This is a genomic window from Pseudomonas sp. GM79, assembly GCF_000282495.1.
Classification (GTDB): domain Bacteria; phylum Pseudomonadota; class Gammaproteobacteria; order Pseudomonadales; family Pseudomonadaceae; genus Aquipseudomonas.
Genome location: NZ_AKJE01000015.1, coordinates 1 through 23,844, shown reverse-complemented (window position 1 = coordinate 23,844; position 23,844 = coordinate 1). Strand labels below are relative to the sequence as shown.

The window sequence follows — 23,844 nt, the reverse complement described above, 5'->3', positions numbered from 1 at the left end:
GGGCTTGCTCGCGAAGGCAGCGTGTCAGATGACATCGATGTTGAATGTGCCAGCCTCTTTGCGAGCAAGCCCGCTCCCACAGGGGATTTCCGGTGAATGCAGTATTTGTGAACAACAGTGATCACTGTGGGAGCGGGCTTGCCCGCGATGGGGGCATCTCAGCCAATACAAGGCTTCAGGCTTGGGCCGGATCGCTCCAGCGTCTGAACCACCAGCGAACCCTGGAAATCGGCTTGCCCTCGGCGTCCAGCGGTCGCCCATCAGCAGCAAAACCCTGTTCTGGTTCCAGCAGTTGACCGTTGAGATATCGAGCCTCGACGGCCGGTTTGCCGTTGGGATGAAAACGCTGATACCGCCCCTCGCGCACGCCATCGCGGTAGAACTCGGCCTCCGCCAGTTGCCCATCGGGAAAGTAATTGAACGCCTCGCCATGCAGCAGCCCTCGGCGGTAAGTCGCCTTGCGGTGCAGCCAGCCTTGCGGCGCATAAAAACTGGCTATCCCCTGCAGCTTGTCACGAACAAACGGCAGCTGCGCCGAGACCTTGCCATTGGGGTGGTAAAGCAGGGTAGTGCCTTGTAGCTCGCCCTGGCTGTACTGCAAATCGGCCTGCGCGCGACCGTCATCCTTGATGTGCAGTGCACCGTCGAGCTGGCCATCGAGCAAGCGACCTTTGAGCTGTTTATCGTTCTGCTGCAAGTCCAGCGGCGTGATGGCCATGGGTTCTCCTTGTCAGTTGACCTGCACCAGACCACCCTTGATGGTCAGCATGCCGCCACCGTCCACGGTCTGCGAAGCGGCGCCTTTGTTGGTCAGGCTGATCCCGGCATCGTTGGTCATGGTCGTGCCGGCCTTGTTCTCCAACGAGGTCCCCGCCTGATTGCTCAGGGACGTACCGGCCTTCTGGCTGATCGAGGTGCTGGCCTGGGCTGCCAGATCAGCGCCACTCTTGATCGCAAAACTGCCGCCGCTTTGCAGGGTCAGGGTACCGGTCACCTTGATGGTCAAATTGCCGTCCACCGTCAGGCTGTAATCGCCGGTGACCTTGTGCGTGTAGTTGCCACCGGTGCTGTGGGTCTGGTCCGCGCCCACGGTCACCGTGCGACTGTCCTTCACATCGAGAGTGTCACTGCCCGTCTGGATGGTCACGCTGCGTTTGCCTTTCTCCAGGGTCACGGTCTCGTCGCCTTCCTTGACCGTGCGCGTACGGGCGTTCTGTACGGTCAGGGTTTCGTCATGGCCGACCGTGGCGGTGGTGTCGTTGAGCACGTTGATCTTCAGATCCTTCTGCGCCTGGAGAAACACTTCTTCGGCGTCCTTCTGGTCCTCGAATCGCAGCTCGTTGAAACCGCCACCGCCCTTGGACGATTGGGTCTTGATCCCGGACTGGGTCTGATTCGCTGGCAGCGCATAGGGCAGGGCGTTGTCACCGTTGTAGACGCAACCCGTCACCAGCGGTCGATCGGGATCGCCATCGATAAACGTCACGATCACTTCCTGGCCGATCCGTGGCACGAACTGCATGCCAAAACCCTTGCCGCTCCAGGGCAACACCACCCGCACCCAGCAGGAGCTGGCTTCGTCGTTCTTGCCATCGCGATCCCACGGGAACTGCAACTTGATCCGGCCGTATTCGTCGGTCCAGATTTCTTCGCCCGACTTGCCGACGACGATGGCGGTTTGGGTGTGCATTCGCGGCTTCGGTGTGGTTCTCATCGGGCGAAAAGGTGTGGCCTTGGGGATGGCTTCGAAACGATTGCGATAGCTGTCGTGGCTGGCTTCGTGAGTCACCGCCGTCACCACCCAATCGATATTCAACGTCGAATCATCATGCCCAGCGAGGGTGAACCAATGCCCCGGCACCAGCCAGCGGCAGTCGCTTTCACCGACAAAACGCTTCTCCTGACTGCGCAATCCATCGACGCGCTGCTTGGTCAACGCATCGCCCCGTGCCTTGGCGTTATAGCCGCCCGGGTGCTCGTACATCGACCGTGGCCCGGCGACTGCTTCGGCCTTGCTGTAGAGCGAGGTGGGCGGGGTGGTGAACTCGTAATCCGTCGCCTGATACACCCCGGCCACCGCCTGTACGCAGACCTGGCCGGAGCGAATGCCGTGCAGTTCTCGCTCACCCAACTGCTGGCCGAGATAGTTCACCTTGGGTCCATTGGGGATTGGCACAAACGCATCGTTGCTGTCACCCAGTACCAGCGTGTGTTTGCCGTCCTCGTGGGTGAAAAACCAGAAAATCCCTTCCTCTTCCAGCAACCGTGAAACGAAGGCGAAATCGGTTTCGCCGTACTGCACGCAGTACTCGCGCGGGGTATAGCTGCCGCTGAGCTTCAGCAGGAAATCGGTAAAACCATGAGCCTTGAAAATCGTGGTGACGATGTCAGAGGTGCTGAGGTTCTGGAATACGCGGTTGTTGCTGGCCAGGGTCAGCCACCAGAGCCATGGCCGCAGTACAAGCTGATAGCGCTCGGCAGTGGCGTCGGCGGGGAGTTGGCGGATTTCGGTGACCAATGCATCCATCGGGCGGGTCAAGGCGTCGTTGTGCAGGGTGGTGGTGACGTGGGTGGCGACGGCAGTGGTCAGGGTGAAGGAGGTGCCGTCGTTGAGGCCGTTGAGGGTTTGTGTGCCCAGCGCATTGAGGGTTTCTTCGCCAGACAGCGACTCAGGGTAAAGCGCCGACAGAGACGAGGCGGTGAGGGAGAGGCTGGTGTTGCTGTCGGTCGTGCGGGGCATCAAGCGACCTCTTTTCAGGTTCTGACATCAAAAAGAATGGGGCGATGATCGGGGCCGCTCATATCAAACACGGTGTCCAGGTGGGTGATGTCAACCGGGACGACTTGCACATCAACCGAAGCCAGCACCCAGTCCAGGATTCCGCCCTTGCTTTGGGTCTGTCGACCTCCCCAGCATTCGTATGCGAGCCCTGCTGTATCGAGTTGCCCGACATTTTGATATTCCATATTCAGGTCGCCCGTGGCGACCCAGTTCCCACCCAGGGCGGTACAGGATTTGAGTTGGCTTTTGGTCAGCCCGGTCTGGCCTGATTTGAAATGCGCCAGAAATACATAACCGGTGTAGCCGTTCACACCGGCAGCTTCGACGGCAATCAGATCCCGATTCAAACCATGCAGGCTGCCCTGACTGCACACTTGCAAGGCTTCAAAACTTTTGACCATGACGATGTAGCCGTTTGAGTAGCCACCGGTGAAGGGGCAGACGCGGTAATGGGGATAGACGCTGGCCAAGTATGATGCGTAGTTGTCTGTCTGGGCTGAATGTATTTCGCATAGAAAAACAATATCCGCGTTCCAGTCATCGCTTGAACAGCACTTGCTGATAAAAAACTCGACCTGCGTTTGTTTATCCAGAGTGGAAGATTTGCCGTTTTTTTCGATGTTGAAACTGGCGATTCTCATGTTTCGGTGCTCCCGCCGTTACATGATGACGCAGGCGCTTTTTTTTCGACCGGTTTCTGCCCCTGGAAGTGGAAGTACTTCCAATGGCATTTGAATTGGTCTCGATTGTGAAAAAGAAGCCTGGCCACACTGCACTCCTTGGCGCGTATGTCGTACGTCATGAATGGTGCACACAAAACCTTTGCGAACTCTTCCGCGTTGGTAGAGGCACTGAGGTTAACCTTCAGATCATCTATTTTTTTGATGAAGTTATTGATGTCATTTCCGACACAGCGGGCGGGTGAATATCCCAGCATGGGGGAGCAGATGCCAATGCTGGTTCCGGTCAACCATTGGCGCAGATTGAAAATACTAACCCAACCTTGGTAGAGGATCGTTTCGTTTCCGACCTTTTGGAAGGTCAGACCGTGCTCCCAGGCTTGCATCGGGCCGTCGGTGTTGATGTCTTGTCCAAAATTCAATACGACGGTGTATAAGCCGTCTGCCGAACTTTCATTGATGGCGGAGCAGTATTTAGTGTTGGTTCTGTACTCAACGCCACATAGCCGCTTGACGACCCCTTGCATGACGGCGGTGCAAATGTCGTTGGCCAGCAAAGTCTCATCATCCAGAACAGCATTTATTTTCTGGAAGGTGGCGTCACTGTAGGCGCGACTCAACAACGTTTCGAACTCTACTGCTTTGTCTGGATTTTCTGCGGGGCTTGAGCTGGAACTGGCACCGAGCATGTGGGGTTACTCCTGCGTGTTCAACATCACATGTGAAAAGGTCTGCTGTCATTAGTCGGTTTAAAAGTGGAATTTTGAACTCCGTTTCAATAAATGCAGAAGGAGTGGCATCTGGAGCATCGTACCCAAGGCATGTTCGAATCCTTTTGTGTTGTTGATGTGCTCTGTGAGTTTTTAGTTTATGTAAAAGTGGTTTTTTGGTGCGCTGTCAGAGTTTATGCGATAGCCACAGTAAGTCACTTCGGCGAGGTAGGTCTCAAGTCCGCCTGATGCTGTTTGCCGATAGCGGCTTTCAAAGCCGGTGTGCCAACCGTTTGTTATATAGACGGTCAGTACTTCGGGAGGCCAGGTCAGCCCAGCAAAATAATGGCTGATCTGGGTGTAGTCGGTTTGTGTTCCTATGTACCCGGAACTTAGCATAAAGGCTGGCATTCTCTTTTCCTCCAGTTATTCCAACACCCACTCCGCTAGTTTCCCAGCTACCTGGGTCATCAATACGTTTTCAACATCCCTCGCTCCCGCCGCACTGCACTTGGCCAACACCGCCTGCACAATCCCGGCATCAAACTCAAACTGTTTCCCGGTCGCAGCCTTGTAGCGTCCGCGCAATTTCTCCAGTTTCGCCAACACAATCCCTTCCAGCGTCGCCTCATCCAGCGGCCGATACGCCACCACCGTCATGCGCGCCAGAAACGCTGGCCGAAACGCTTTCAGCAGCACTTTGTGCAGCGCTTCATTGAAGGCATCAGTGCCCAGTTGCGCGACCGGTGTATCGAGCAGCAATTCAGCACCAACGTTGCTGGTGGCGAGCATCACGGTGTTTTTGAAGTCCACCACCAGGCCGGTGCCGTCTTCCATCACACCTTTGTCGAAGACGTTGTAGAAGGCTTCGAGCACATCCGGGTGGGCCTTTTCTATTTCATCCAGCAGCACCACCGAATAGGGTTTGCGCCGTACCGCTTCGGTGAGCACGCCGCCGCTGCCGTAGCCGACGTAGCCGGGCGGGGCGCCTTTGAGTTGGCTGACGGTGTGGGCTTCCTGGTATTCGGAAAGGTTGATGCTGATCAGGTTGCGTTCGCCGCCGTAGAGCGCATCGGCCAACGCATAAGCGGTTTCGGTCTTTCCCACGCCAGTTGGGCCGACCAGCAGGAACACGCCGACTGGTTTTTGCGGGTCGGTGAGGCCGGCGCGGTAGGCTTGCAGGCGTTGGGCGATGGTGTTCAGCGCGGTGCTTTGGCCCATGACCCGCAGGCCCATGCGCTGGCCGAGGGTGCGCACGGCGTGGGCTTCGTCGGCGAGCATCTTGCCCACCGGGATGCCGGTCCAGCCGGCGATCACGGCGGCCACGGTTTTCGCGTCGACCTGTTCCGGCACCAGCGGATCGTCCTGGCGAATGGCGTCCAGACCCGCTTCCAGGCGCACCAGTTCGGCGGCCAGATGATCGATGCGGCTGTCGGTGGCTTCGTCCGGTTTATCGTTGTCGGCGCGTTCGCTCAAGGTGAGTAACTCGCGGCGGGTTTCCAGCAGTTCGCGCACGGCGATCCGTTCTTCGTTCCAGCGGATTTCCAGGTCGCGAATGGCTTGCACGTTACCGACGGATTCGGTTTCCAGCAGGGTGATGCGTTCACGGTGATCGAGCCCGGTGGCTTGTTCGCGACGCAGGCGTTCGACTTCGTCTTTGAGGCTTTGCTGGCGATGGCGCAGGCTTTCCAGCGGCGGCGGCACGTCGTGCTGGCCGAGGGCGACCCGGGCGCAGGCGGTGTCGAGCACGCTGATGGCTTTATCCGGCAACTGGCGCCCGGAGATGTAGCGATGGGACAGTTTCACTGCTTCGTGAATCGCCGCGTCGAGCACTTGCACGCCGTGGTGCTGTTCCAGTTTCGCGGCGACGCCTCGAAGCATTTCCACAGCGGTGGTTTCGTCCGGTTCCTCGACTTGCACCAATTGAAAACGCCGGGCGAGGGCCGGGTCTTTCTCGAAGTATTTTTTGTACTCAAGCCAGGTCGTGGCGGCGAGGGTGCGCAACTCGCCACGGGCCAGCGCCGGTTTGAGCAGGTTGGCCGCGTCGCTGCCGCCTTCCGCGCCGCCAGCGCCAATCAAGGTATGGGCTTCGTCGATGAACAGAATGATCGGTTTATCAGCGCTGCGCACCGCGTCAATCACGCCTTTGAGCCGCTGTTCGAACTCACCTTTGACCCCGGCCCCGGCCTGTAACAGGCCAAGGTCGAGTACCCGCAGGCTGACTTCCTGCAGCGACGGCGGTACATCGCCGGCGGCAATGCGCAGGGCCAGGCCTTCGACCACTGCCGTCTTGCCCACGCCCGGCGCGCCGACCAGGATGGGATTGTTCTGCCGACGCCTGAGCAGAATGTCGATGCACTGGCGAATCTCGCCGTCGCGCCCGACGATGGGGTCGATGCGTCCGGCGTGGGCGTCGGCGGTCAGGTCCTGGGTGAACTGATCGAGCACCGAATCCTGTTTCGGCTGCGGCTTGCCGGCATTGGCAGGCCGCATGCCGCCGACGTGTTCGCGAGAGTTTTCGGTCCACTCCAGCAGGTTGCTGCGCAAGGCTTCCCGCGGAATTTTCAACAGCGACGAGGCGCTATTGAGCAGCAGGCTGCGGCGTTCATCGCGGTCGAGCAAGGCCAGCAGCAGCAAGCCGGAACGGATGCTGTCGAGACCGAGCACACTGGCCTGAACCACCGCGTCTTCGAGCAGGCCGATGGTTTGCGCCGAGAGCGCCGGGGTGCGGGTGCTGCCGGATTTGAACAGTTCCAGGGCCTTGTTGATTTCCGCCGTCAGGGCATCGCGCTCCAGGCCGAAGCGCGGCAGCAGGTAGGCGAAGTCACCGCCCTCGATGTCCAGCAACTCCAGCAGCAGGTGCTCGATTTCGACGTAATGATGACCCCGTTGCAGGCAGCGTTGCGCGGCCCGTTCGAGGGCGCGGCGGTTGTCCGGGTTGAGGCGTCCGATCAGGCTGGCCAGTTCCATGTTCAGGTGATCTCCAGCTGACGAAGGCGGGTTTCGATCTGCTGCACGGCAAGGCTGGTCTGGCGTTGCAGGCCGCCGTTCCAACTGAGCAAGGGCGGGGCCTGGCGACCGAGTTTTATCGGGCTGGCACCGCGCACCAACAGCACCAGGGTGCAATCCAGATCGGGGCCGAAATACAAAGCGCTGAGGCTGGCCAGTGCCGGGTGGGATTCGCCGTCCGGCAGAAACCGCGCCGCCTGCGCCGAGGTCAGCGGGCCGAGCGTCAGGCGGATGCCGGCGTGTTCATCCCAGACCCGGGTGCCGGCCACGGCGCTGCGGCCCAGTTGCAGGTTGCGGCCTCCCGGTTGCAGGCGGCTGCGACTGGCGGGTGGGATTTCCCGCCAGGCACCTTCATAGGCGCTGAGTGCGACCGGCAATTCGAAGTGCTCGCGCACGATCGCGGCGAAGCCGGCGAGGGAGCGACGACCGTCGGCAAACAGCGCGCTGCACGCCAGTACGGCGGAATCGGGAACGGCCTGACGTTCCTGCAAGGCTTTGGGCAACAACCCGGTCAGCGCCCGCAGTTGCGCCTGCACCGGGGATGCGCCGGGGGCCGTGAAGCCGACGGCAATCCGGTGTTTGCGCATCACCTTGTACAGCAGGCTCAGCAAGCGATGCTGGAACAGGTCGAGGAATTCGGCCGGTGCATGGTCCTTGGCGCGAGCCCGTTGTTGCAGCCATTCCTGATAGGCGTAGGGCAGGGGGCCGTCGGGCCCGCCGAGGCCAAACACCGGGGTACTGAGTGTCGGTTGCTGACCGGGTTCCTGGGTCAGGCTTTCGATTTCGCTGGCGGAAAAAAGTGGCGTTAACGGCCCGCGCAGGCGCAGGGCTTCCGCTTGAGGCGCGGTGCCGCTGCCCAGGGATTCGGCTTGCGGGTGTTCACGCTCCAGCAGCAGCAATGCCTGCAACAACTCGAACGCCTGCGGATCGCACCGCAGCTTCTGGCTCAGGCTCAGAGGGAGAGTGGCATGCCGGCTTGGGGTTGCCATGTCTTGACCTCCTTGTCTGACTGGACCAGGACCGTGCGCACAAAGCGATTGGCCGTGGCATAGAGTGAAAAGAATTGCGCCAGCACCGCTGAAAACAACACGGCGCTGCTGCCAACGAAATGCTGCGGATCGAGTTGCAGCTGAACTTCCAGCCCATTGCGCCAGCCGCGCCACGCATCTTCGCCGACATGGGCGATCACCCGTTCACAGCCAAGGCCGAGCAAGCCTTCGATCTGCCGCAGGGCGCTGGCCTCGTCACGCAGGTTGTGCAACTGAAGGATTTCCTTGAGGGCATCCAGCGCCTGCGGCCCCTCGACCAGCGACAAATGATTGAGGGTCAGTTGCGATACCAGCCGCCAACGGGATTCGCCATCCAGTCGCGGCAAACTCTGCGGGCTGGGTGGATTGCGCAGGCGTGCCCAGGCCACTGGCCCCGGTCGTTCGAAACCCAGTGGCGTCCCGGCCGGAAGGCTCTGGGCCAAGTGTCGGTTGGTGCACAGCAGTTCGGCGGTGAGGCTGTATTCGGCGGCCTCGGACAATGGGTCGAGCCGGGTGTCCACCAGGCTCACCATCAGGTCGGTGCCCAGGCGATTCGGGGTCATGCCGCTGACCCGTCGCGCGTGCCAGTAGCATTGCTTTTCACCGCCGATGTGCTGGCTGCCGTAGTAAGCAGGAACGCGCAGCACGCCTTGACTGGAACTGGCGCGCATCGCCCGGATGCTGTGGATCTCGACGCTGTTTTCCCGGTGGCTGTCGGCGACCAGGCGGTACTCGCTGCGAGTGCCGTCCGGGCGCAGGGGCTCCGAGGTTCGTGGAAACAGGTTGATCACCGGCGCACAGCCCAAGGCGAAGTCGCTGGCCTGAAGGTGCAGACGGTTGGCCGGCGCGCGGTCGAAGACGATGTACAGGTACAGCGTCTGGCTGTCGCTGGTGGCACCGGCCAACGGGATATCGAAGAAATTGAATTTGTCCGGGAAGGCAAAGTATTCGGCGAGCAGGCGCATGCCCGGATGCACGCCGTCCTCGTCCGGCAACAGCACTTCGTCGCTGGCGAAACCGACAATGTCTGGCAGCCCCGCCAGCACTTTAGGCACGCTGCCGACGGGGCCGGCCAGCACCTTCACGGCATGGGCGCCGAGCAGGTCATACAGGCAGGCATTGATCACCGGGGAGGCGGCGAGGTGCACGCGCAACTGTTTGATCGCCAACTCCGGCCACTGGCTTTCACCGAGGCAACGCAGGCTCAGGCGCAGGGCCGAGCGCGCCTGTGCAACGCCGGTCAGGGCCTGGGCTTCGTCGCTGCCCAGCAACAGCGCTTCATTGATTTCCAGCGGCCACAATCGAACCGCGGCGCTGGTGCGAAAATGGATGCTTTCGCCTTTGCGGGTGGTGACGAACAGCGGCGTGTCCCTGGGCAACGGGTAACCGCCGGCGAGGTTGCCTTTGCTCGGGTCCGGCTCGAACTGCACGATCGCGCAGGACGGTAATGGCCGCATCGCAAGCGGGTAAAGCTGTTCGAGCAAGGCGTCGCTGAATTCGGCGTAGTCGTCATCAAGCCGCCGTTGCAAACGCGCCGCGAGCAAGGCGAAACCTTCGAGCAGTCGTTCGACATGCGGGTCGGGGCATTCTCCGGGGGACAATTCCAGGCGTCTGGCGACCTTGGGATAACGCTCGGCAAAAATGCTCCCGGCGTGCCGCAGCCAGGTCAGTTCACGCTGGTAGTAATCGAGCAGTTGCGGGTCAATCGAGTCGCTCATGACGCACCTCAAGGCCATCGCCAGCCTTCTCGATGACAAATGCCACGGGCCAGTGCTGCTGGCCGCTGCGCAACTCGCCCAGTAACCGAATGCACAGTTGCTGCGGATGGCCGGGGATCGGATTGACCTGGACCTCGCCCAGTTGCAGGCGCGGTTCGAAGTGGGTGATGGCCTCGCGGACTTCCCGCGCCAACTGACGACGGTCATCGCTGCGCTGCTGTTGCAAGGCGGTCCAGTCAGCGATGCCGTAGTCGAGAATGCTCGGCGGGGAGGTCAGTGGACGTTGGCCGCGTCGGGTATTGAACAGGCGCAACAACTCCGTGTGTACCGAGTCGAGCAGCCCTTGGCGATCGAACACCTGCACGGTGTCGATCTCGCTTGAAGCGAGGCGCTCGAACAACGGTGGGAGCATGCCGGTGCCTGCCATGGCCGACGCGTCCGCTTACTTGACGAGCTTGTTGGCGGCCATGTCCCAGGTCGAGGCGGCCGTGCCTTCCTTGGTGCCGTCGTCTTTCTGGGCGGTGAGTTCCCACTTGATCTTGGTGAAGTTCAGCGACAGGGTTTCCACCGGTTTACCACCTGTGCCACCGCTGACGCTGACGTTGGACAGCACCACGTTAGTCAGGGTGTAGATGATGAATGGCATCAGTTGACCGCTGCCTTCGGCGGCGTTGCGGCCGATGGTGATTTTGGCTTCCGGGATTGGTTTGCCGGCGCAGCAATACTCGTTGAGAGAGGGCGTCGAGCTGTCGACGAATTTGGTCAGGGTGAACTCGCCGATGTGCGGCTTGCCGGAGGTCCGCTCCGAGTTGCTGACGTCGTTGGTCACCTGCATAGCCACGTTGTGGCTGTAGGACATGACTTCGATCTTGTCCTTGTAACCCTCGAGCAGGCTATCGCCTTTGATGTCGCCGCCGAGGTCGAGAATGATTGCATCCATCGCATGAAACTCCTGAAAGTAATCGCTATAGGCAAGTGGGGTGAATGCCCAATGCCAATCAGTTAAAAGCGAACACTGAACCTGTTAAGACGAACACTGAGCCTGTTAAGCCAAACACCGAATCTGCTAAGCCAAACACCGAACCTGTGGCGAGGGAGCTTGCTCCCGCTGGACTGCGTAGCAGTCCCATTTTTTGGGGCCGCTTCGCGCCCCAGCGGGAGCAAGCTCCCTCGCCACAGGTATCAGTGGTGCCACAGACTCCAGTAGTGCCACAGGTTTCAGTGGTCAGGCGGCTACCGGTGGCGGCAGGGTCGCGACCAGGCGGATCGATGCGGTCAGCTCTTCGAGCTGGAAGTGCGGCCGCAGGAACACCGTGGCCTTGTAGGCACCCGGTTTGCCGGCGACCTCGGTCACATCCACCCGGGCTTCACGCAACGGGTACTGCGCCTTGATCTCTTGCGGCGCGTTGTCGTTGATCAGCACGTAGTCGGCGATCCAGTTGTTGAGGTAGGTCTGCACGTTGTCGCGGGTCATGAAACTGCCGACCTTGTCGCGCATGATCACCTTCAGGTAGTGGGCGAAACGCGAGGCCGCGAGCACGTACGGCAACATCGCCGAAATCCGCGCGTTGGCGTTCGCCTCGTTGGTGTTGTAGAGCTTGGACTTGTTGGTGGTCTGGCCGCCGAAGAACACTGCCACGTCGCTGTTTTTCTTGTGACACAGGGCGATGAAACCGAGGTCGTTGAGCTCTTTCTCGCGTCGGTCGGTGATCGCCACTTCGGTCGGGCATTTGAGCGACAGATCGCCAGAGGTGGTGCGGAAGGTATGAGCCGGCAGGCCTTCCACCGCACCACCGCCTTCGGCACCGCGAATCGCCGCGCACCAGCCGTACTTGGCGAAGGCTTCGGTGATTCGTTGCGACAAGGCCCACGCAGCATTGCCCCACAGGTATTTGCCGTGGTCACTGCCGTTGACGTCTTCGACGTAGTTGATGCCTTCCACCGGTGACGTGTCAGGGCCGTAGGGCAGACGCAGCAGGAAGTGCGGCAGCACCAGCGACACATAACGCGAATCTTCGCTTTCGCGGAACGAGCGCCACTTGATCAGCTCCTGGCTCTCGAAGACTTTCGACAGGTCACGCGGCACGGCCAGTTCGGTGAAGCTGTTCATGTCGAACAGCCGAGGGCTGGCGGCAGCAATGAACGGCGCGTGAGCGGCCGCGGCGACGTTCGAGAGTTTCTCCAGCAGGCCGATGTCTTGCGGGTGCCGGCCGAAGGTGTAGTCACCCACCAGCAGGCTGAACGGGTGGCCACCGAAGGTGCCGTATTCTTCTTCGTAGATCTTCTTGAACAGCGCGCTCTGGTCGAACTCGACGGCTTTTTCCAGATCGTTCTGCAGCTCTTTCTGGGTCACGTTTAGCAGACGCAGTTTCAGCCGGGAACTGGTCTCGGTGTTTTTCACCAGCAGGTGCAGGCCGCGCCAGGAGGCTTCGAGTTTTTGCAGGTCCGGGTGGTGCAACACTTCGTTGAGCTGAGCGCTGATCAGCTCGTCGATCTGGCTGATGCGGTCGTTGATCATCGCCACGGTGTCCTTGTCGATGGCCATGCCTTCGTCGAGTACCTGGGTGGCGAATTCCGCGAGCATGTCGCGGGCGTAATCCTGCTGGCTGTCGTCATGGGCCATGCGGCCTTTGGCGATTATTTCATCGAGCAGAGACAAGGTCTGGGCGGTACTGTCGCTGGCTTGGCTCTGGGCGGCGGATGAGGCGGGCATGGCAAATTCTCCCTAAGTGGATGAACGATCAGGCTTGCGGTTCGGCCGGTACTTCTGCATCGCCTGCGGGGGCGGCAGCGGCGGTTTCCGGGCGGGCAGACTTGATCTCTTGCAGTCCCTCGGTGTTGGCGATGACGTCACGCAACAGTTTGTCCAGATCATCGTTGCCATCGAGCTTGGTCAGCAGATCGCGCAGACGCTGACGGGCTTCGAACAGACGCCGCAGCGGCGTGACCTGCTCAACCACCTTGACCGGGTCGAAGTCGTCGATGTGTTTGAAGTTGAGCTCGATGTTGAGTTTGCTGTCGTCGCCGCTGAGGGTGTTGGTGACCTGCAAGGTGGCGCGCGGGCCGATCGAGGCAAGCACTTCGTTGAAGTTGTCGCGGTCGATTTCGGTGAAGCGCCGTTCATTCAATTTCGGGAGTGGCTCCAGAGGCTTGCCGGAGAGGTCGGCAAGAATGCCGACCACCAATGGCAATTCTTTCTTCTCGATGGCGTTGCCGATTTCGACGTCGTAGGTGATTTGCACCCGGGGCGGGCGGACCCTGTCGAGCTTGTGCTGAGTACTTTCTGCCATGGTGGCTGACTCCGATGCATGAGGCGGGTGCAATGCATCGGGAGGCCCGTTTCATCGCATTCCCTTACTGGACCGTAGGTTAGAAAGGGAGGGCAGAGGACCTGTCATTCCTTTGACGAACCTTCCACATTCGTCGTGCCGACCGAACTACCCAAGACGCTAGAACAGGTCTATAAAAAAGCAAACAAAAAGCATTTTTGGACTGTATCCAGAAAAGGAAATTTCATTTTGTACGCACGTTTTTTTTCTGTGGTTCTGCTCCTGTCACTCGCCGGGTGTTCGTTGTTCGGACCTCGTGTCGACCTCGATAACCTGACGCTGGACGTCGCGCCCCGCGCCAACGATGACACGCCGATCGCGGTGGACTTCATTGCAGTGAACGACGCGGATCTGCTCAAGCAGTTGTCGGGCATTACCGCCCGGCAGTGGTTCGCCGAGCGCGAGCAGTTTCAGCGTGACTACCGACAGCTGATGACGGTCTGGGGACTGGAGCTGGTGCCCGGTCAATTCATCGACAAACAACCCTTCCCGCTGGGGGGCCAGCGGGCGGCTGGACTTTTAGTCTTCGCCAGCTATAACACTCCCGGAGCACACCGGTTACGGCTGGACGATCAGAACAGCGCCTGGCTCAAGTTCGACAGTCGCGAGATGACGCTGGTCAGCGATCCCCCGAACTGAACACAGGGATTAGGATGTGCGAACAGACATGTAGGAGCCCGGCCGTAATACCGGTCAGTTAAACGCGATCCATGTGGGAGCGGGCTTGCTCGCGAAGACGGCGGCACAGTCAACATTGAAGTCGCCTGACACACCGCTTTCGCGAGCAAGCCCGCTCCCACAGGTCCCGCGTCTTAACTGACAGACATTGGGCCAGGCCGCCCATTTTTTTGCGCGGCGCCACGAGAGGTCGAAAGGAGTCGTATGAGTCTGCTACCTGACGCGGTTTGCTGGCATGAGGGCATGCAGTTGTTGCCCCAGCATTTTCAGTTGCAAGGGCTGCGGGCCGAGGCGCTGGTGGCGCATTTCGCCCAGGCCTGTAATCCGTGGTTCTGGGGCGTAACCCGCGTCGAATTCGATCCCTCTGCATTGAGCGCCGGGCTGGTACGACTGATCAGTTTGCAGGCGACCTTGCCGGACGGTTTGCCGGTCAATCTGCAGGCCGGTGTGGGGCCGATGCTGGAGCTCGACGTCAGTGAAGCGATCGACGCCACCGACAACGCCACCGTCACCGTGTACCTGGCAATCAGCCCGCTGTGGCGCGCCGGGCAGTTGCTGCCGCTCAAGGGGCGACTGCAATCGGTGGTCGGCGATGCGTTGCCGGACCTCACGAGCGGCGAGTACCCCGAGTCGATCACGGTCTGGCGTCCGAACCCGCGCTTATGCACGCAACTGAACAAGGCGGATTCCGTCTGCCTGCCACTGCTGAGAATTCGCAAGGAGGGCGGCGGTTTTCTTCCGTTGCCCTATACACCGCCAACGCCATGCCTGTTGCCCGACTCGGTGTTGGGGCGTCGAGTGGTGGGGCTGTGCGCCAGGGCGCGTGAGAAATGCATGTTCCTCGCCGGTCGTTTGCGCCAGGCGCAGCAGGCTGGCAATCAGGACGACGCGCTGGAAATTCGCCGCCAGTTGACGGCGCTCTGGGCGCGGCTGCCGGAAGTCGAAGGCCTGCTGAACAGTCGAGTGGCGACGCCTCAAGCGCTGTATGGCTTGCTGCTAGGGCTGGCCGGCGCGTGGTCGGCGCTCGATCCATTGGCGGGCGTTCCGGCGTTCGCGCCGCTGGACTTTCTTGAGTTGCAGCGCGGCTATGAAGCGGTGCTCGACTGGCTTGAAAAGACCCTCGAACTGATCCGCGCCGGTTATCGCAGCCTGGCGTTCGAACGCAACGAACAGACCTTCTCGATTCAATTGCCCGACGATCAGCCGAGCCAACGGCTGGTCATCGGTTTGCGCATGCCCAACGGCGCCAGCGAGCAGGCCGCGAGCGAATGGTTGCGCGGGGCAATCATTGCGTCGCAGCCGCACATCGCGCTGCTCAGTCGCCAGCGCATGAGCGGTTTGTCCCATCAGGCCATGAGTCGCAATGAACAAGTGGCCTACAGCGTCGGCGACGATACGCGGTTGTTTGTGGTGACGGCCGAAGGCCAATGGTTCGACGGGCAGTTGCCGTTGCTGATTGCCGCACCGGCTTCCAGGCTGGCCAGCAGTCCATGGCAAGTGGTGTTGTTTGTCGCACAGGCGAGTGAAAGTGCTTGATCAAGGAAGGAACGTCATATGTCTGAGGGCAATGTCGGGTCGGGTACACGAGGCCTCCACGAAGCGCCGCTGAGCAGTGCTTTTCGCCAGGCCTGGCAGCAATGGTCCCAGGACTGGAACCAGTTGCCCAAGGACAGCGAGGACGAAGCGCTGGTAGAGGCGGTGGTCGAACTGTCCACGCAAATCTCCCAGCGACTGTGGCGCACCGCATTCGCCAAAGTCGGCGACGCCGCCACCGAGCAAGTCAAAGCGCTGGTCTATGCCTTCGTCGCGCTGGTCGATGAAACCTTGCTGTTCACGCCGTGGCCGGGCCAGTCGGCCTGGCAGGAAAAACCGCTGGAATCGCGCTTGTACGCCAGCCGTCAGGCCGGTGAGCGGATACCGCTGGCGATCAAGGAATTGCTGGACGAGCAGATCCCCGCCACCCGCGATCTGGCCAATGTTTATTTGCAGTGTCTGGTGCTGGGGTTTCAGGGACGTCTGCGCGGCGAACAGAATCAGACTCAACATGAAAAATGGCGCCTGGCGCTGTTCACCTTTGCCTGGCAGCACGAGGCGGATTATGCCGACGTCAGTGCCCGGCTCGAACAACCTTCGGCCGTGCCGCCGCTGCAATTGCCAGTGCGCCTTTCGTTGCCCGATGGTTTTCGCCTGGGCCTGGGGATTCTCGCCATGGTTTTGCTGCTGACCGGGTTGGGGCAGTTGTTCTGGCGTGACATTCGTCTGGAGCTCGAACCGGTGTTGCAGATGACCGATTCCGTGGCCGCCTCGGAGCAAGAGTCATGAGCGCGCTGGGGATTATCGGCCTCATCATCGCCGTGCTGTTGCTGCTGGCGATTGTCGGGGTGGCGGTCTGGTGGTTGCGCACGCAAAGCGGTGCGGCGATTCGCAGTTTTTACCTGGCGGTGCGGCACATGGAGCAAGAGCAGGGCGCCCAGGACCGTTATCAGATTCCATGGCTGCTGATGCTCGGCAACGAAACCCAGGGCACGCAGTTGTGTACCCAGTGGCGTTTGCAGCCGACGGACAAACCAGCCTGGTTCGGTCGCTGGTGGTCGGACCCTGAAGGGGCGGTATTGGTGGTGCCACAGGCGCTGTTTTTGCCGGATGAAGGCATGCACCTGCAACGCGGCGGCTGGTGGCGCTTGCTGGGATTGATCCTGCGCTTGCGCAGTCAACGTCCGCTGGACGGAGTGATCTGGACGGTGCCGGTCAGTCGACTGGGCAACGTCGAGCAAGCCGCGACCCTCGGGTTGGCGGCGCGTCGACGCTTCATCGATGTGTTGCAACGGTTCGGGCTGAGCCTGCCGGTGTACGTGGTGATTACCGGCATGGAAGAGTTGCCGGGCTTTCAGGAGTTGATCACCGCGCTGCCGGTCGAGGCCCGCGAACGCACGCTGGGCTGGTCATCGCCCCACGGACCCGATGCGGTCTGGCAGGCGCAATGGAGCGATCAGGCGCTGGATCAGGTGACTCGGGCCTTGGCGGAATCGATCATCGAGATCGGCGCCTTGTCCGGGCAACTGAGCACTGAGCTGTATGGCTTGCCGGAACGTTTCGACGCCTTGCGGCGCCATCTGCAATCCTTGTTGGAGCCGGTTTTCCAGGGCAATGCTCAAGGTGAGGCGCCGCGTTTTCGCGGTATTTATTTCACGGCCAATCAGCCCTCGGAAGACAGCACCAACGGATTTTCGGCCTACGACACCGGGTTGCAGCAGAGCGCCTTTGCCCGGCAATTGTGGCAGCGGCGGGTGGTCGCCGAACGTGGTCTGGCCCAGGTGGTGCCGCGTCTGTTACGCCTGCGTCAGCGCTGGCAGCGGGTGATCGGTGGGGTGGCGCTGGTGGTTGCGTTGGTCTGGGGCGCGGGCATGCTGTGGGTCTGGCAGGATTCGGTCAAGGAGGCCCATGAACTGTCGCGCCTGCTGCAAGGGGCGCAGAAAAACTACGCGGCGGTCACGGATGAATCTCATCGGCTGGAGTCGACCCGGCGCAACGTCCAGGGTTTCTGGCGGGTGCTGGAAAAGGCACCGGGCTGGAGCTTCTCTTCAGTGGTATTTCCAACCTCCTGGTTCTCTTCGCTGGATGCGCAGTTGGCGAGCGAGTTGCGCCTGACCGCCCAGAGCCATTTGATGCTGCCGTTACGCGACCTGTTGAGCGCGGAGCTGGCGCAACTCAAGACCATCCGCAACACCGAACGACGGGGCAACGTCGAAAGCGAAGATCCGGCCCAATGGCAAAACTACGTCAAGGCCAAGGATCTGGTGGAGCGCGCGGTGAATCTGGAGCAGCAGAACCAGTGGTTCAGTCAGGCGCTGAACAACCCCAAGGCGCCCCTCGAAGACTTGGTGTTGTTGAGCAACAACGCATTGTCGCTGAACCTCAACGTCGGCACGTTGCACCGCGCCGGTTTTTACAACCGTGCGTTGTTCGATGCTGATGGCAGCGACTTGCGACCGCTGGATCTGACCGTCGAGCGCCCGCTGATCGAGGAAAATTTCCTCGGGCTGATGGAACGCTGGCTGGACCAGTATTTCCTGGCCGACAATTTCGTGCGCCAGGCCGGTTATCTCAAGCTGCATCTGGAACGGCTGGAAGCCGGCAGTGGCAACTCCCTCACCGAGCTCGAGGATTTGCGAGCACTGGTCGATGACCTGCAAACCGTGATCGGCTTGACGAATTCGGCGTGGGGCCGCGGCAAGGGTCAGGACCTGGTGCCTGGCTATCGCGAATTGCTGGACAACGTGCGCAAAAGCGCCTTGCTCGGACCGCAACTGGAACAACAGTTGGAAATGCAGGCGGCCAAGCTGCAACAGAGTTTTCGCGATCAATGGATCGTCCAGGCCGGCTCCCGGGACAATTTATTGATTCAGCAAGGCAGTGGGCAACTGGTCTTGCAGGAACATGTGGTGCAGCTCAACAACGCGGTGCAGGCGCTGTTCAAGCGTGACTTTGTGGCCATCGCTTTACAGGCGGATCGCTCTGAAGCCCCGGATGGGCAAGGGCAGGGCGTTGATGGCGACGACCTCGACAGCGCGCTGAACTATTTCGCCAGCTACAAGAGTTACGCCGCTGAAGAGTTGCCACGCATTCCCCCGGCGTATCGCGGCGCCTTGTTGCAAGCGGCCGAAGGCGCAGTGGTCAAGGCCATGTTGTCGAGCCTGCGCGAGCACAATGCGCAGGCCAACAGGGGCGTCTTCAATGTGCAGGCCTCCCAGGCAATTGCCTTGCAGAAAGCCTTTATCGAGGTGCGTCGCAGCGATCTGGCCACGCGTTTGCAAACTGCCTTGAACCGCCGTGCCCTGGCCGAAATCGTCAGCGGCCTCGACGAAATCGTCGCCCAGCCGCTGTTCAGCGGGCGCACCGAAATCAGCCAGTGGGACGGCTCGAAAAACCTCGGCCTGCAACTGTATGGCGCCAACGACGTGCAGGATTTGAAACTGAGCCTCAAGCAGCAATTCAACACCATGCTCGGCATCACCGAGCGCCGCACCTCGGCGCTGGAATGGCTCAAAGTCCAGCAACAGAACCTCTCGGCGCTGGATTATGAACGCGTGACGCAGTTCAGTGCGCTGAACGACGAACTGCTCAAGTACAAGGAGCAGAACCCCGCCAGTTCGCCGGCGCAGATCGAGCAATTGGTCAGTCGCGACTTCATCGAAATGGACGCCACGTCCTGCGGCCAGATCCTGCAAACGGCCAACCTGTCTGGCGGGCGCGGAACACTGGCGTTGCGGGCGGTGGATCTGCAACAAACCGCCATGCAGCGCTGCCAGTTCCTGCAACAGCAACAGGCAGCGGCGGCGTGGAACGACCTGGCCAACTATTTCAATCAGTACCTGGCGGAGCGCTTTCCGTTTGCCAATGGCCTACAGGCCGCCGACGCCGATCCGGCCAGGGTTCAGCATTTGCTGGAGCTGATCGACAAGCGTTTGCCGGTGGCGCAGGCCGGATTGTTGCTGAGCCAGACCCCGGAACGCCTGGCCGCCGAGGACTTTCTCAATCGTCTGAAGCAAGCCAGCACCTGGCTGGGCCCGATGTTTGTACGCGACAAAAGCGGTGTGTTGGGGCTGGAGATGGACGTGCGCTGGCGCACCGATCGAGAGGAAGAGCGCGGTGCCGATCAGGTGATTGCCTGGGGCTTGAATGCCGGCAATCAACAGCTCAGCTATCCCGGCGAGCCGCAGCAGAACCTGCGCTGGATGGTCGGCCAACCGATTCGGCTGACCTTGCGTTGGGCCCGAAATGGCTACCAGCGCCCGGCCAACGATCCGTTGCAGCCGAGCCTGGTGGTACGGGATCTGGAAGCGGGCTGGGAGTACAGCGGGCCGTGGTCGTTATTGCGCTTGATGCGTTCGCACGTGTCGGTGCAACGCCAGCCGAACATGGACTACACGGACTTTCCGTTGACCTTGCGCCTGCCCGTGACGACTCAGTCCAGCACCACTACCGCCGAGCAAACCCTGATGTTTGTGCGCCTGTCATTGATGACCCAGGGCTCGAAATTGCCGCTGTCCATTCAGCCCTTGCCAACCCGGGCCCCACGCTCTCCGTTCATGGTGACGCGATCGACCGCGGGCATTGAAGCCCATGACATCGAATCCCAAAAGGAGGGCCTGTGAATCAACCTTCAACGCCGTTGCCGGAACTGATCAGCCAACTGCTCGAACCGATCAGCGAGCAGGCTCCCTGTGGCCAGGACCTGCGTTATGACCCCGAGTTCGACCGGTTGCGCGAACTGCGCCGCGAGGACGACACCAGTTTGCCCACGGGGGTGTGGCAGTCGTCGATCAAACGCGCCCAATGGCCAGAACTGGAAAAGCTGACCACCAGCCTGCTGCTTGAACGCAGCAAGGATTTGATGCTGAGCGCCTGGCTGGGTGAGGCCTGGCTGCATCAGGACGGGCTCGAAGGTTTGCCGGGCAGCCTGGCGTTGGTGGCGGGGTTATGCGAGCGCTACCCCGAGCACTTGCACCCCCAGGCCGAGGACGGCGATCAGTCATGGCGGGTGATTCCGCTCGAATGGCTGGCTCGACGCTACGCTGAAGTGTTGCTGACCCGAGTGCCGGTGTTCGAGCCGCGCAACAATGAATTCGATAGTTTCTGTCTGGATGCCTGGCGTCGGTTGCAGCTGCAACAGGTACAGGCCAGCGACAGTAAAACGGCCAAGACCTCGGCGGAGAACGCGCGTAACGAACAGAAGAAACTCACCGAACAGATTCGCGCCACCCCGTTGTCATTCTGGTTGCGCAGCCAGGGCACGCTGCTGCTCAGCCAGCAGCACCTGCAACGCCTGGAGGTGTGGAGCGACGCTTATCTCGGCAATCAGGCCCCAGGCTTCAAAGCGTTGCAGGACGTGATTGAAGCGTTGTTGACGCTGGTTCAGGAGTTCATCGCCATGCACCCACGAAAACCGACCCCGGCGCCTGTCGAAGTTCCAGCGGTGGTGGCATCGAGCCCGGCCGACGTGCCGCCTGTCATTGCGGCGCCTCAGGTGTTCAGCGAGCCGGCGAATCGTGAAGAGGCGTACCGGCAGTTGCTGTTGATCGCCGAGTACCTGGCGCGCACCGAACCCCACAGCCCGGTGCCCTATTTGATCAAACGGGGCGTGGAGTGGGGCAACAAGCCCCTGAGCGAACTGCTTGGCGAATTGATCAGCGCCGATGCCGAATCCCGGCGACTCTGGACGCTGTTGGGCGTCCTTTAGTGCGTCCTTTAATGAGTGTTGCGGGCGGCTGCCGACGGCGGCGGTAAAGCAATGGGGGTGAGTACCGGTTGACCGGAAAAAAACGCCGTCAGGTTTTTGCCGACCAATTCCACAGTGCCTTGGGTGGCCTCCGGCGACAACCCGGCAACATGCGGGGTCAGAACCACGTTGGCCAGCCCCTTGAGGGCGTCCGGCACCTGGGGTTCGTTATCGAAGACATCCAGCGCGGCGCCAGCAATTCGTCGTTGTTCCAGCGCGCTGATCAGGTCAGCCGTGACGATCACGCTGGCCCGCGCGATGTTGACGATAAATCCGTTGGGCCCTAAAGCGTCGAGTACCTGCCTGTTGATCAAGTGCTGAGTACCGAGCCCGCCGGGCGCGGCAACGATCAGAAAATCCGAATGGCGTGCCAGTTCGGTCGGCGTCGAGCAAAAGCTGTAGGGCACGTCGCTGCGATGCTGGCGGTTGTGGTAACTCACCCTCATATCGAAGCCGTTGGCGGCACGTTTGGCGATAGCGATGCCGACAGCCCCAAGGCCGAGGATGCCCAGGCGTTTGCCGGCCAGGGAAGGGCGCATGATTTTCGGCCACTCGCCCCGACGCACGGCAGCATCGGCCCGAGGAATATCGCGCACCAGTGCCAGCAGCAACGCCATGGCGTGGTCGGCGACGGAAGAGGCATTGACGCCGGCCCCATTGGTGACGGTGATGCCACGGTCGGCGGCGGCTTGCAGGTCGACGTGTTCGTAACCGGCCCCGATCACGCAGATGATTTTGAGATTGGGCAGGGCGGCCATTTCGTCGGCACGTAGGCCCAATGGACCGCGCGTCAGCACCGCATCGATTTGGCTGCCCTGTCGGGCAATGGCGGCGGCGCGCTCCGCCGGGGTCGGGGCCAGGATCAAATGAAACCCCTGATGTTCGAGAATCGGCAGGTATTCATTGATGGTTTCAACCAGTACCAGAACAGTTGCGGTCATGCTGGGCTCCTGTGGGCAGCGGAATGTCGGGGGTTGAACGTCGTTTCAGGTTGCTGACTCCAGAGCGGTTTGGCAATGGTCAGGGGCTTTGGCTCCCGGTGTCGGAGCTGACGAAGCCTGCGATCCTTCTAATGACAACACTAGATCATTTGCCCGCGATTCGTAGGAGCGAGGCTTGCCCGCGAAGAACGATTACTCGGTATTCCTGATGGACCGAGGCGACTGGTTCGCGGGCAAGCCTCGCTCCTACGGGAGAACGCGTGTTTCACCACCTGCATCTGATCCGCATAACCATTCCTCAGCTAAGTCTTTGCTTCTGTTGATTAATCCCGGACAATCGCGCCCCTGTTTCGGCCAGGGCGCTGCCTGTCGGGTTTTTCCGACTCGTCCTGACCGGGTGGCAAGTGACCGGAAAGCGGAGATCCGACCGGATGAATGATCAGGCCAATAGCGTCGACGAACGCTATGTAGCGGCAACACCAGCGAGCCTAGAAAGCTGGAATCGCCATGACACCACCTGGATGCTGGGCCTGTTTGGCACGGCAATCGGGGCCGGTACCCTGTTTTTGCCGATCAACGCGGGGCTGGGCGGCTTCTGGCCGCTGCTGATCCTGGCGGTGCTGGCATTCCCTATGACGTTTTACGCCCACCGTGGCCTGACCCGCTTTGTATTGTCCGGCCGCGAAGGCGCCGACATCACCGACGTGGTGGAAGAACATTTCGGCATCAAGGCCGGCGCGTTGATCACGTTGCTGTACTTCTTCGCGATCTTCCCGATCCTGCTGATCTATAGCGTGGCCCTGACCAACACCGTGGGCAGTTTCCTCGAGCATCAACTGCACATCATGCCGCCACCGCGCGCCGTGCTGTCGTTCGTATTGATTCTCGGCCTGTTGGCGGTGGTGCGTTGCGGCGAACAGGTGATCGTCAAGGCCATGAGCCTGATGGTGTATCCGTTCATCGTCGCGCTGCTTTTTTTGGCGGTGTTCCTGGTTCCGCACTGGAATGGCGGCATCCTCAGCACCGCGACCACGCTGCCTGAGTCGTCGGCGCTGCTGCACACGCTATGGCTGGCGATTCCGGTGATGGTGTTCTCGTTCAACCATTCGCCGATCATCTCGGCGTTCGCGGTGGACCAGAAGCGTCGCTACGGCGCGCATGCCGAAGAGCGCAGCTCGCAGATCCTGTCCCGTGCCCACCTCTTGATGGTGGTGATGGTGCTGTTTTTCGTCTTCAGCTGCGTGCTGACCCTGTCTCCGGCGCAACTGGCGGAAGCCAAGGCGCAGAACCTGTCGATCCTGTCGTACCTGGCCAACCACTTCAGCAACCCGACCATCGCCTTCGCGGCGCCGTTGATTGCCTTCGTGGCCATTTCCAAGTCTTTCCTGGGCCACTACATCGGCGCCAGCGAAGGCTTGAAGGGCCTGATCATCAAGAGCGGCAAACGCCCTGCACCGAAGACGCTGGACCGCATGACCGCGGCGTTCATGCTGGTGGTCTGCTGGATCGTAGCGACCCTGAACCCGAGCATTCTCGGCATGATCGAAACCCTCGGTGGCCCGATCATCGCGGCGATCCTGTTCCTGATGCCGATGTACGCAATCCGCAAGGTTCCGGCGATGGCGCGCTTTCGTGGTCAAGCCTCTAACGTCTTTGTGACGGCGGTGGGCCTGGTGGCGATTTCGGCGTT

General features: G+C 60.9%; 19 protein-coding genes. 6 read left to right on the top strand and 13 right to left on the bottom strand.

What is annotated here, in order from left to right:
* Positions 1-175: 175 nt before the first annotated feature.
* The 12 genes from PMI36_RS26370 to tssB all read right to left on the bottom strand — a co-directional run bounded on the left by PMI36_RS26370 (position 176) and on the right by tssB (position 13,217).
* Positions 176-718, bottom strand: coding sequence for a toxin-antitoxin system YwqK family antitoxin (locus PMI36_RS26370; protein WP_008067895.1), 543 nt, complete (start codon positions 716-718; stop codon positions 176-178).
* A 12-nt stretch (positions 719-730) separates the two neighbouring features.
* A complete protein-coding gene (tssI, locus tag PMI36_RS26375) occupies positions 731-2,740 on the bottom strand; it encodes a type VI secretion system Vgr family protein (RefSeq protein ID WP_008067888.1) in 2,010 nt (669 codons plus the stop codon).
* Positions 2,741-2,754: 14 nt separating this feature from the next.
* A complete protein-coding gene (locus PMI36_RS26380) occupies positions 2,755-3,423 on the bottom strand; it encodes an endonuclease/exonuclease/phosphatase family protein (RefSeq protein WP_008067887.1) in 669 nt (222 codons plus the stop codon).
* On the bottom strand, positions 3,420-4,151 hold the full coding sequence (locus tag PMI36_RS26385; RefSeq protein WP_008067886.1) for a hypothetical protein: 732 nt from the start codon (positions 4,149-4,151) through the stop codon (positions 3,420-3,422). The genes PMI36_RS26380 and PMI36_RS26385 overlap by 4 nt, the downstream gene beginning before the upstream one ends.
* Before the next feature lie 174 nt (positions 4,152-4,325).
* Entirely contained in the window at positions 4,326-4,583 is a 258-nt protein-coding gene (locus PMI36_RS30195) for a hypothetical protein (RefSeq protein WP_008067885.1), read from the bottom strand.
* Between the two features lie 15 nt (positions 4,584-4,598).
* Entirely contained in the window at positions 4,599-7,142 is a 2,544-nt protein-coding gene (gene tssH, locus PMI36_RS26390) for a type VI secretion system ATPase TssH (RefSeq protein WP_008067884.1), read from the bottom strand.
* Between the two features lie 2 nt (positions 7,143-7,144).
* Positions 7,145-8,170 (bottom strand): type VI secretion system baseplate subunit TssG, encoded by a 1,026-nt coding sequence (gene tssG / locus PMI36_RS26395; RefSeq protein ID WP_008067883.1) that lies wholly within the window; start codon positions 8,168-8,170, stop codon positions 7,145-7,147.
* Complete coding sequence (gene tssF, locus PMI36_RS26400) at positions 8,134-9,927, bottom strand: type VI secretion system baseplate subunit TssF (protein ID WP_008067882.1); 1,794 nt, start codon at positions 9,925-9,927, stop codon at positions 8,134-8,136. Before tssF ends, tssG begins: the two co-directional genes overlap by 37 nt.
* The gene (gene tssE, locus PMI36_RS26405) at positions 9,911-10,354 is read right to left on the bottom strand and encodes a type VI secretion system baseplate subunit TssE (protein WP_008067881.1); all 444 of its coding nucleotides are present in this window, start codon (positions 10,352-10,354) and stop codon (positions 9,911-9,913) included. Before tssE ends, tssF begins: the two co-directional genes overlap by 17 nt.
* A 15-nt stretch (positions 10,355-10,369) precedes the next feature.
* Positions 10,370-10,867 carry an Hcp family type VI secretion system effector gene (locus PMI36_RS26410; RefSeq protein WP_007906301.1) on the bottom strand — a complete coding sequence of 166 codons (498 nt, stop codon included), beginning with the start codon at positions 10,865-10,867 and terminating at the stop codon, positions 10,370-10,372.
* A gap of 285 nt (positions 10,868-11,152) precedes the next feature.
* Positions 11,153-12,640, bottom strand: a complete 1,488-nt coding sequence (tssC, locus tag PMI36_RS26415; protein WP_008067879.1) for a type VI secretion system contractile sheath large subunit — start codon at positions 12,638-12,640, stop codon at positions 11,153-11,155.
* A 28-nt stretch (positions 12,641-12,668) separates the two neighbouring features.
* Complete coding sequence (gene tssB, locus PMI36_RS26420) at positions 12,669-13,217, bottom strand: type VI secretion system contractile sheath small subunit (protein ID WP_008067878.1); 549 nt, start codon at positions 13,215-13,217, stop codon at positions 12,669-12,671.
* 228 nt (positions 13,218-13,445) lie between these two features.
* Between tssB and PMI36_RS26425 the strand changes: the two genes are divergently transcribed.
* The 5 genes from PMI36_RS26425 to tssA all read left to right on the top strand — a co-directional run bounded on the left by PMI36_RS26425 (position 13,446) and on the right by tssA (position 21,174).
* Positions 13,446-13,895: a hypothetical protein gene (locus PMI36_RS26425; protein ID WP_008067877.1), complete on the top strand. Its 450-nt coding sequence runs from the start codon at positions 13,446-13,448 to the stop codon at positions 13,893-13,895.
* A gap of 243 nt (positions 13,896-14,138) precedes the next feature.
* Entirely contained in the window at positions 14,139-15,470 is a 1,332-nt protein-coding gene (tssK, locus tag PMI36_RS26430) for a type VI secretion system baseplate subunit TssK (RefSeq protein ID WP_008067869.1), read from the top strand.
* 18 nt (positions 15,471-15,488) lie between these two features.
* Entirely contained in the window at positions 15,489-16,256 is a 768-nt protein-coding gene (locus PMI36_RS26435; protein WP_008067860.1) for a DotU family type IV/VI secretion system protein, read from the top strand.
* The gene (locus PMI36_RS26440; RefSeq protein WP_008067859.1) at positions 16,253-20,089 is read left to right on the top strand and encodes a type VI secretion system protein; all 3,837 of its coding nucleotides are present in this window, start codon (positions 16,253-16,255) and stop codon (positions 20,087-20,089) included. The genes PMI36_RS26435 and PMI36_RS26440 overlap by 4 nt, the downstream gene beginning before the upstream one ends.
* Positions 20,086-21,174, top strand: coding sequence for a type VI secretion system protein TssA (tssA, locus tag PMI36_RS26445; RefSeq protein ID WP_008067858.1), 1,089 nt, complete (start codon positions 20,086-20,088; stop codon positions 21,172-21,174). The genes PMI36_RS26440 and tssA overlap by 4 nt, the downstream gene beginning before the upstream one ends.
* 8 nt (positions 21,175-21,182) lie before the next feature.
* Here the strand turns inward: tssA and PMI36_RS26450 are convergent, their stop codons facing one another.
* Complete coding sequence (locus PMI36_RS26450; RefSeq protein ID WP_008067857.1) at positions 21,183-22,154, bottom strand: 2-hydroxyacid dehydrogenase; 972 nt, start codon at positions 22,152-22,154, stop codon at positions 21,183-21,185.
* 431 nt (positions 22,155-22,585) lie between these two features.
* Here PMI36_RS26450 and PMI36_RS26455 point away from each other — a divergent pair.
* A partial coding sequence (locus PMI36_RS26455) for a serine/threonine transporter (RefSeq protein ID WP_008067855.1) occupies positions 22,586-23,844 on the top strand: 1,259 nt, incomplete at its 3' end.

What these genes read in the sequence shown, in the direction of transcription:
- PMI36_RS26370 (WP_008067895.1), bottom strand. Translation starts at nt 718, where the DNA reads ATGGCCATCACGCCGCTGGACTTGCAGCAGAACGATAAACAGCTCAAA.
- tssI (WP_008067888.1), bottom strand. Translation starts at nt 2,740, where the DNA reads ATGCCCCGCACGACCGACAGCAACACCAGCCTCTCCCTCACCGCCTCG.
- PMI36_RS26380 (WP_008067887.1), bottom strand. Translation starts at nt 3,423, where the DNA reads ATGAGAATCGCCAGTTTCAACATCGAAAAAAACGGCAAATCTTCCACT.
- PMI36_RS26385 (WP_008067886.1), bottom strand. Translation starts at nt 4,151, where the DNA reads ATGCTCGGTGCCAGTTCCAGCTCAAGCCCCGCAGAAAATCCAGACAAA.
- PMI36_RS30195 (WP_008067885.1), bottom strand. Translation starts at nt 4,583, where the DNA reads ATGCCAGCCTTTATGCTAAGTTCCGGGTACATAGGAACACAAACCGAC.
- tssH (WP_008067884.1), bottom strand. Translation starts at nt 7,142, where the DNA reads ATGGAACTGGCCAGCCTGATCGGACGCCTCAACCCGGACAACCGCCGC.
- tssG (WP_008067883.1), bottom strand. Translation starts at nt 8,170, where the DNA reads ATGGCAACCCCAAGCCGGCATGCCACTCTCCCTCTGAGCCTGAGCCAG.
- tssF (WP_008067882.1), bottom strand. Translation starts at nt 9,927, where the DNA reads ATGAGCGACTCGATTGACCCGCAACTGCTCGATTACTACCAGCGTGAA.
- tssE (WP_008067881.1), bottom strand. Translation starts at nt 10,354, where the DNA reads ATGGCAGGCACCGGCATGCTCCCACCGTTGTTCGAGCGCCTCGCTTCA.
- PMI36_RS26410 (WP_007906301.1), bottom strand. Translation starts at nt 10,867, where the DNA reads ATGGATGCAATCATTCTCGACCTCGGCGGCGACATCAAAGGCGATAGC.
- tssC (WP_008067879.1), bottom strand. Translation starts at nt 12,640, where the DNA reads ATGCCCGCCTCATCCGCCGCCCAGAGCCAAGCCAGCGACAGTACCGCC.
- tssB (WP_008067878.1), bottom strand. Translation starts at nt 13,217, where the DNA reads ATGGCAGAAAGTACTCAGCACAAGCTCGACAGGGTCCGCCCGCCCCGG.
- tssK (WP_008067869.1), top strand. Translation starts at nt 14,139, where the DNA reads ATGAGTCTGCTACCTGACGCGGTTTGCTGGCATGAGGGCATGCAGTTG.
- PMI36_RS26435 (WP_008067860.1), top strand. Translation starts at nt 15,489, where the DNA reads ATGTCTGAGGGCAATGTCGGGTCGGGTACACGAGGCCTCCACGAAGCG.
- PMI36_RS26440 (WP_008067859.1), top strand. Translation starts at nt 16,253, where the DNA reads ATGAGCGCGCTGGGGATTATCGGCCTCATCATCGCCGTGCTGTTGCTG.
- PMI36_RS26450 (WP_008067857.1), bottom strand. Translation starts at nt 22,154, where the DNA reads ATGACCGCAACTGTTCTGGTACTGGTTGAAACCATCAATGAATACCTG.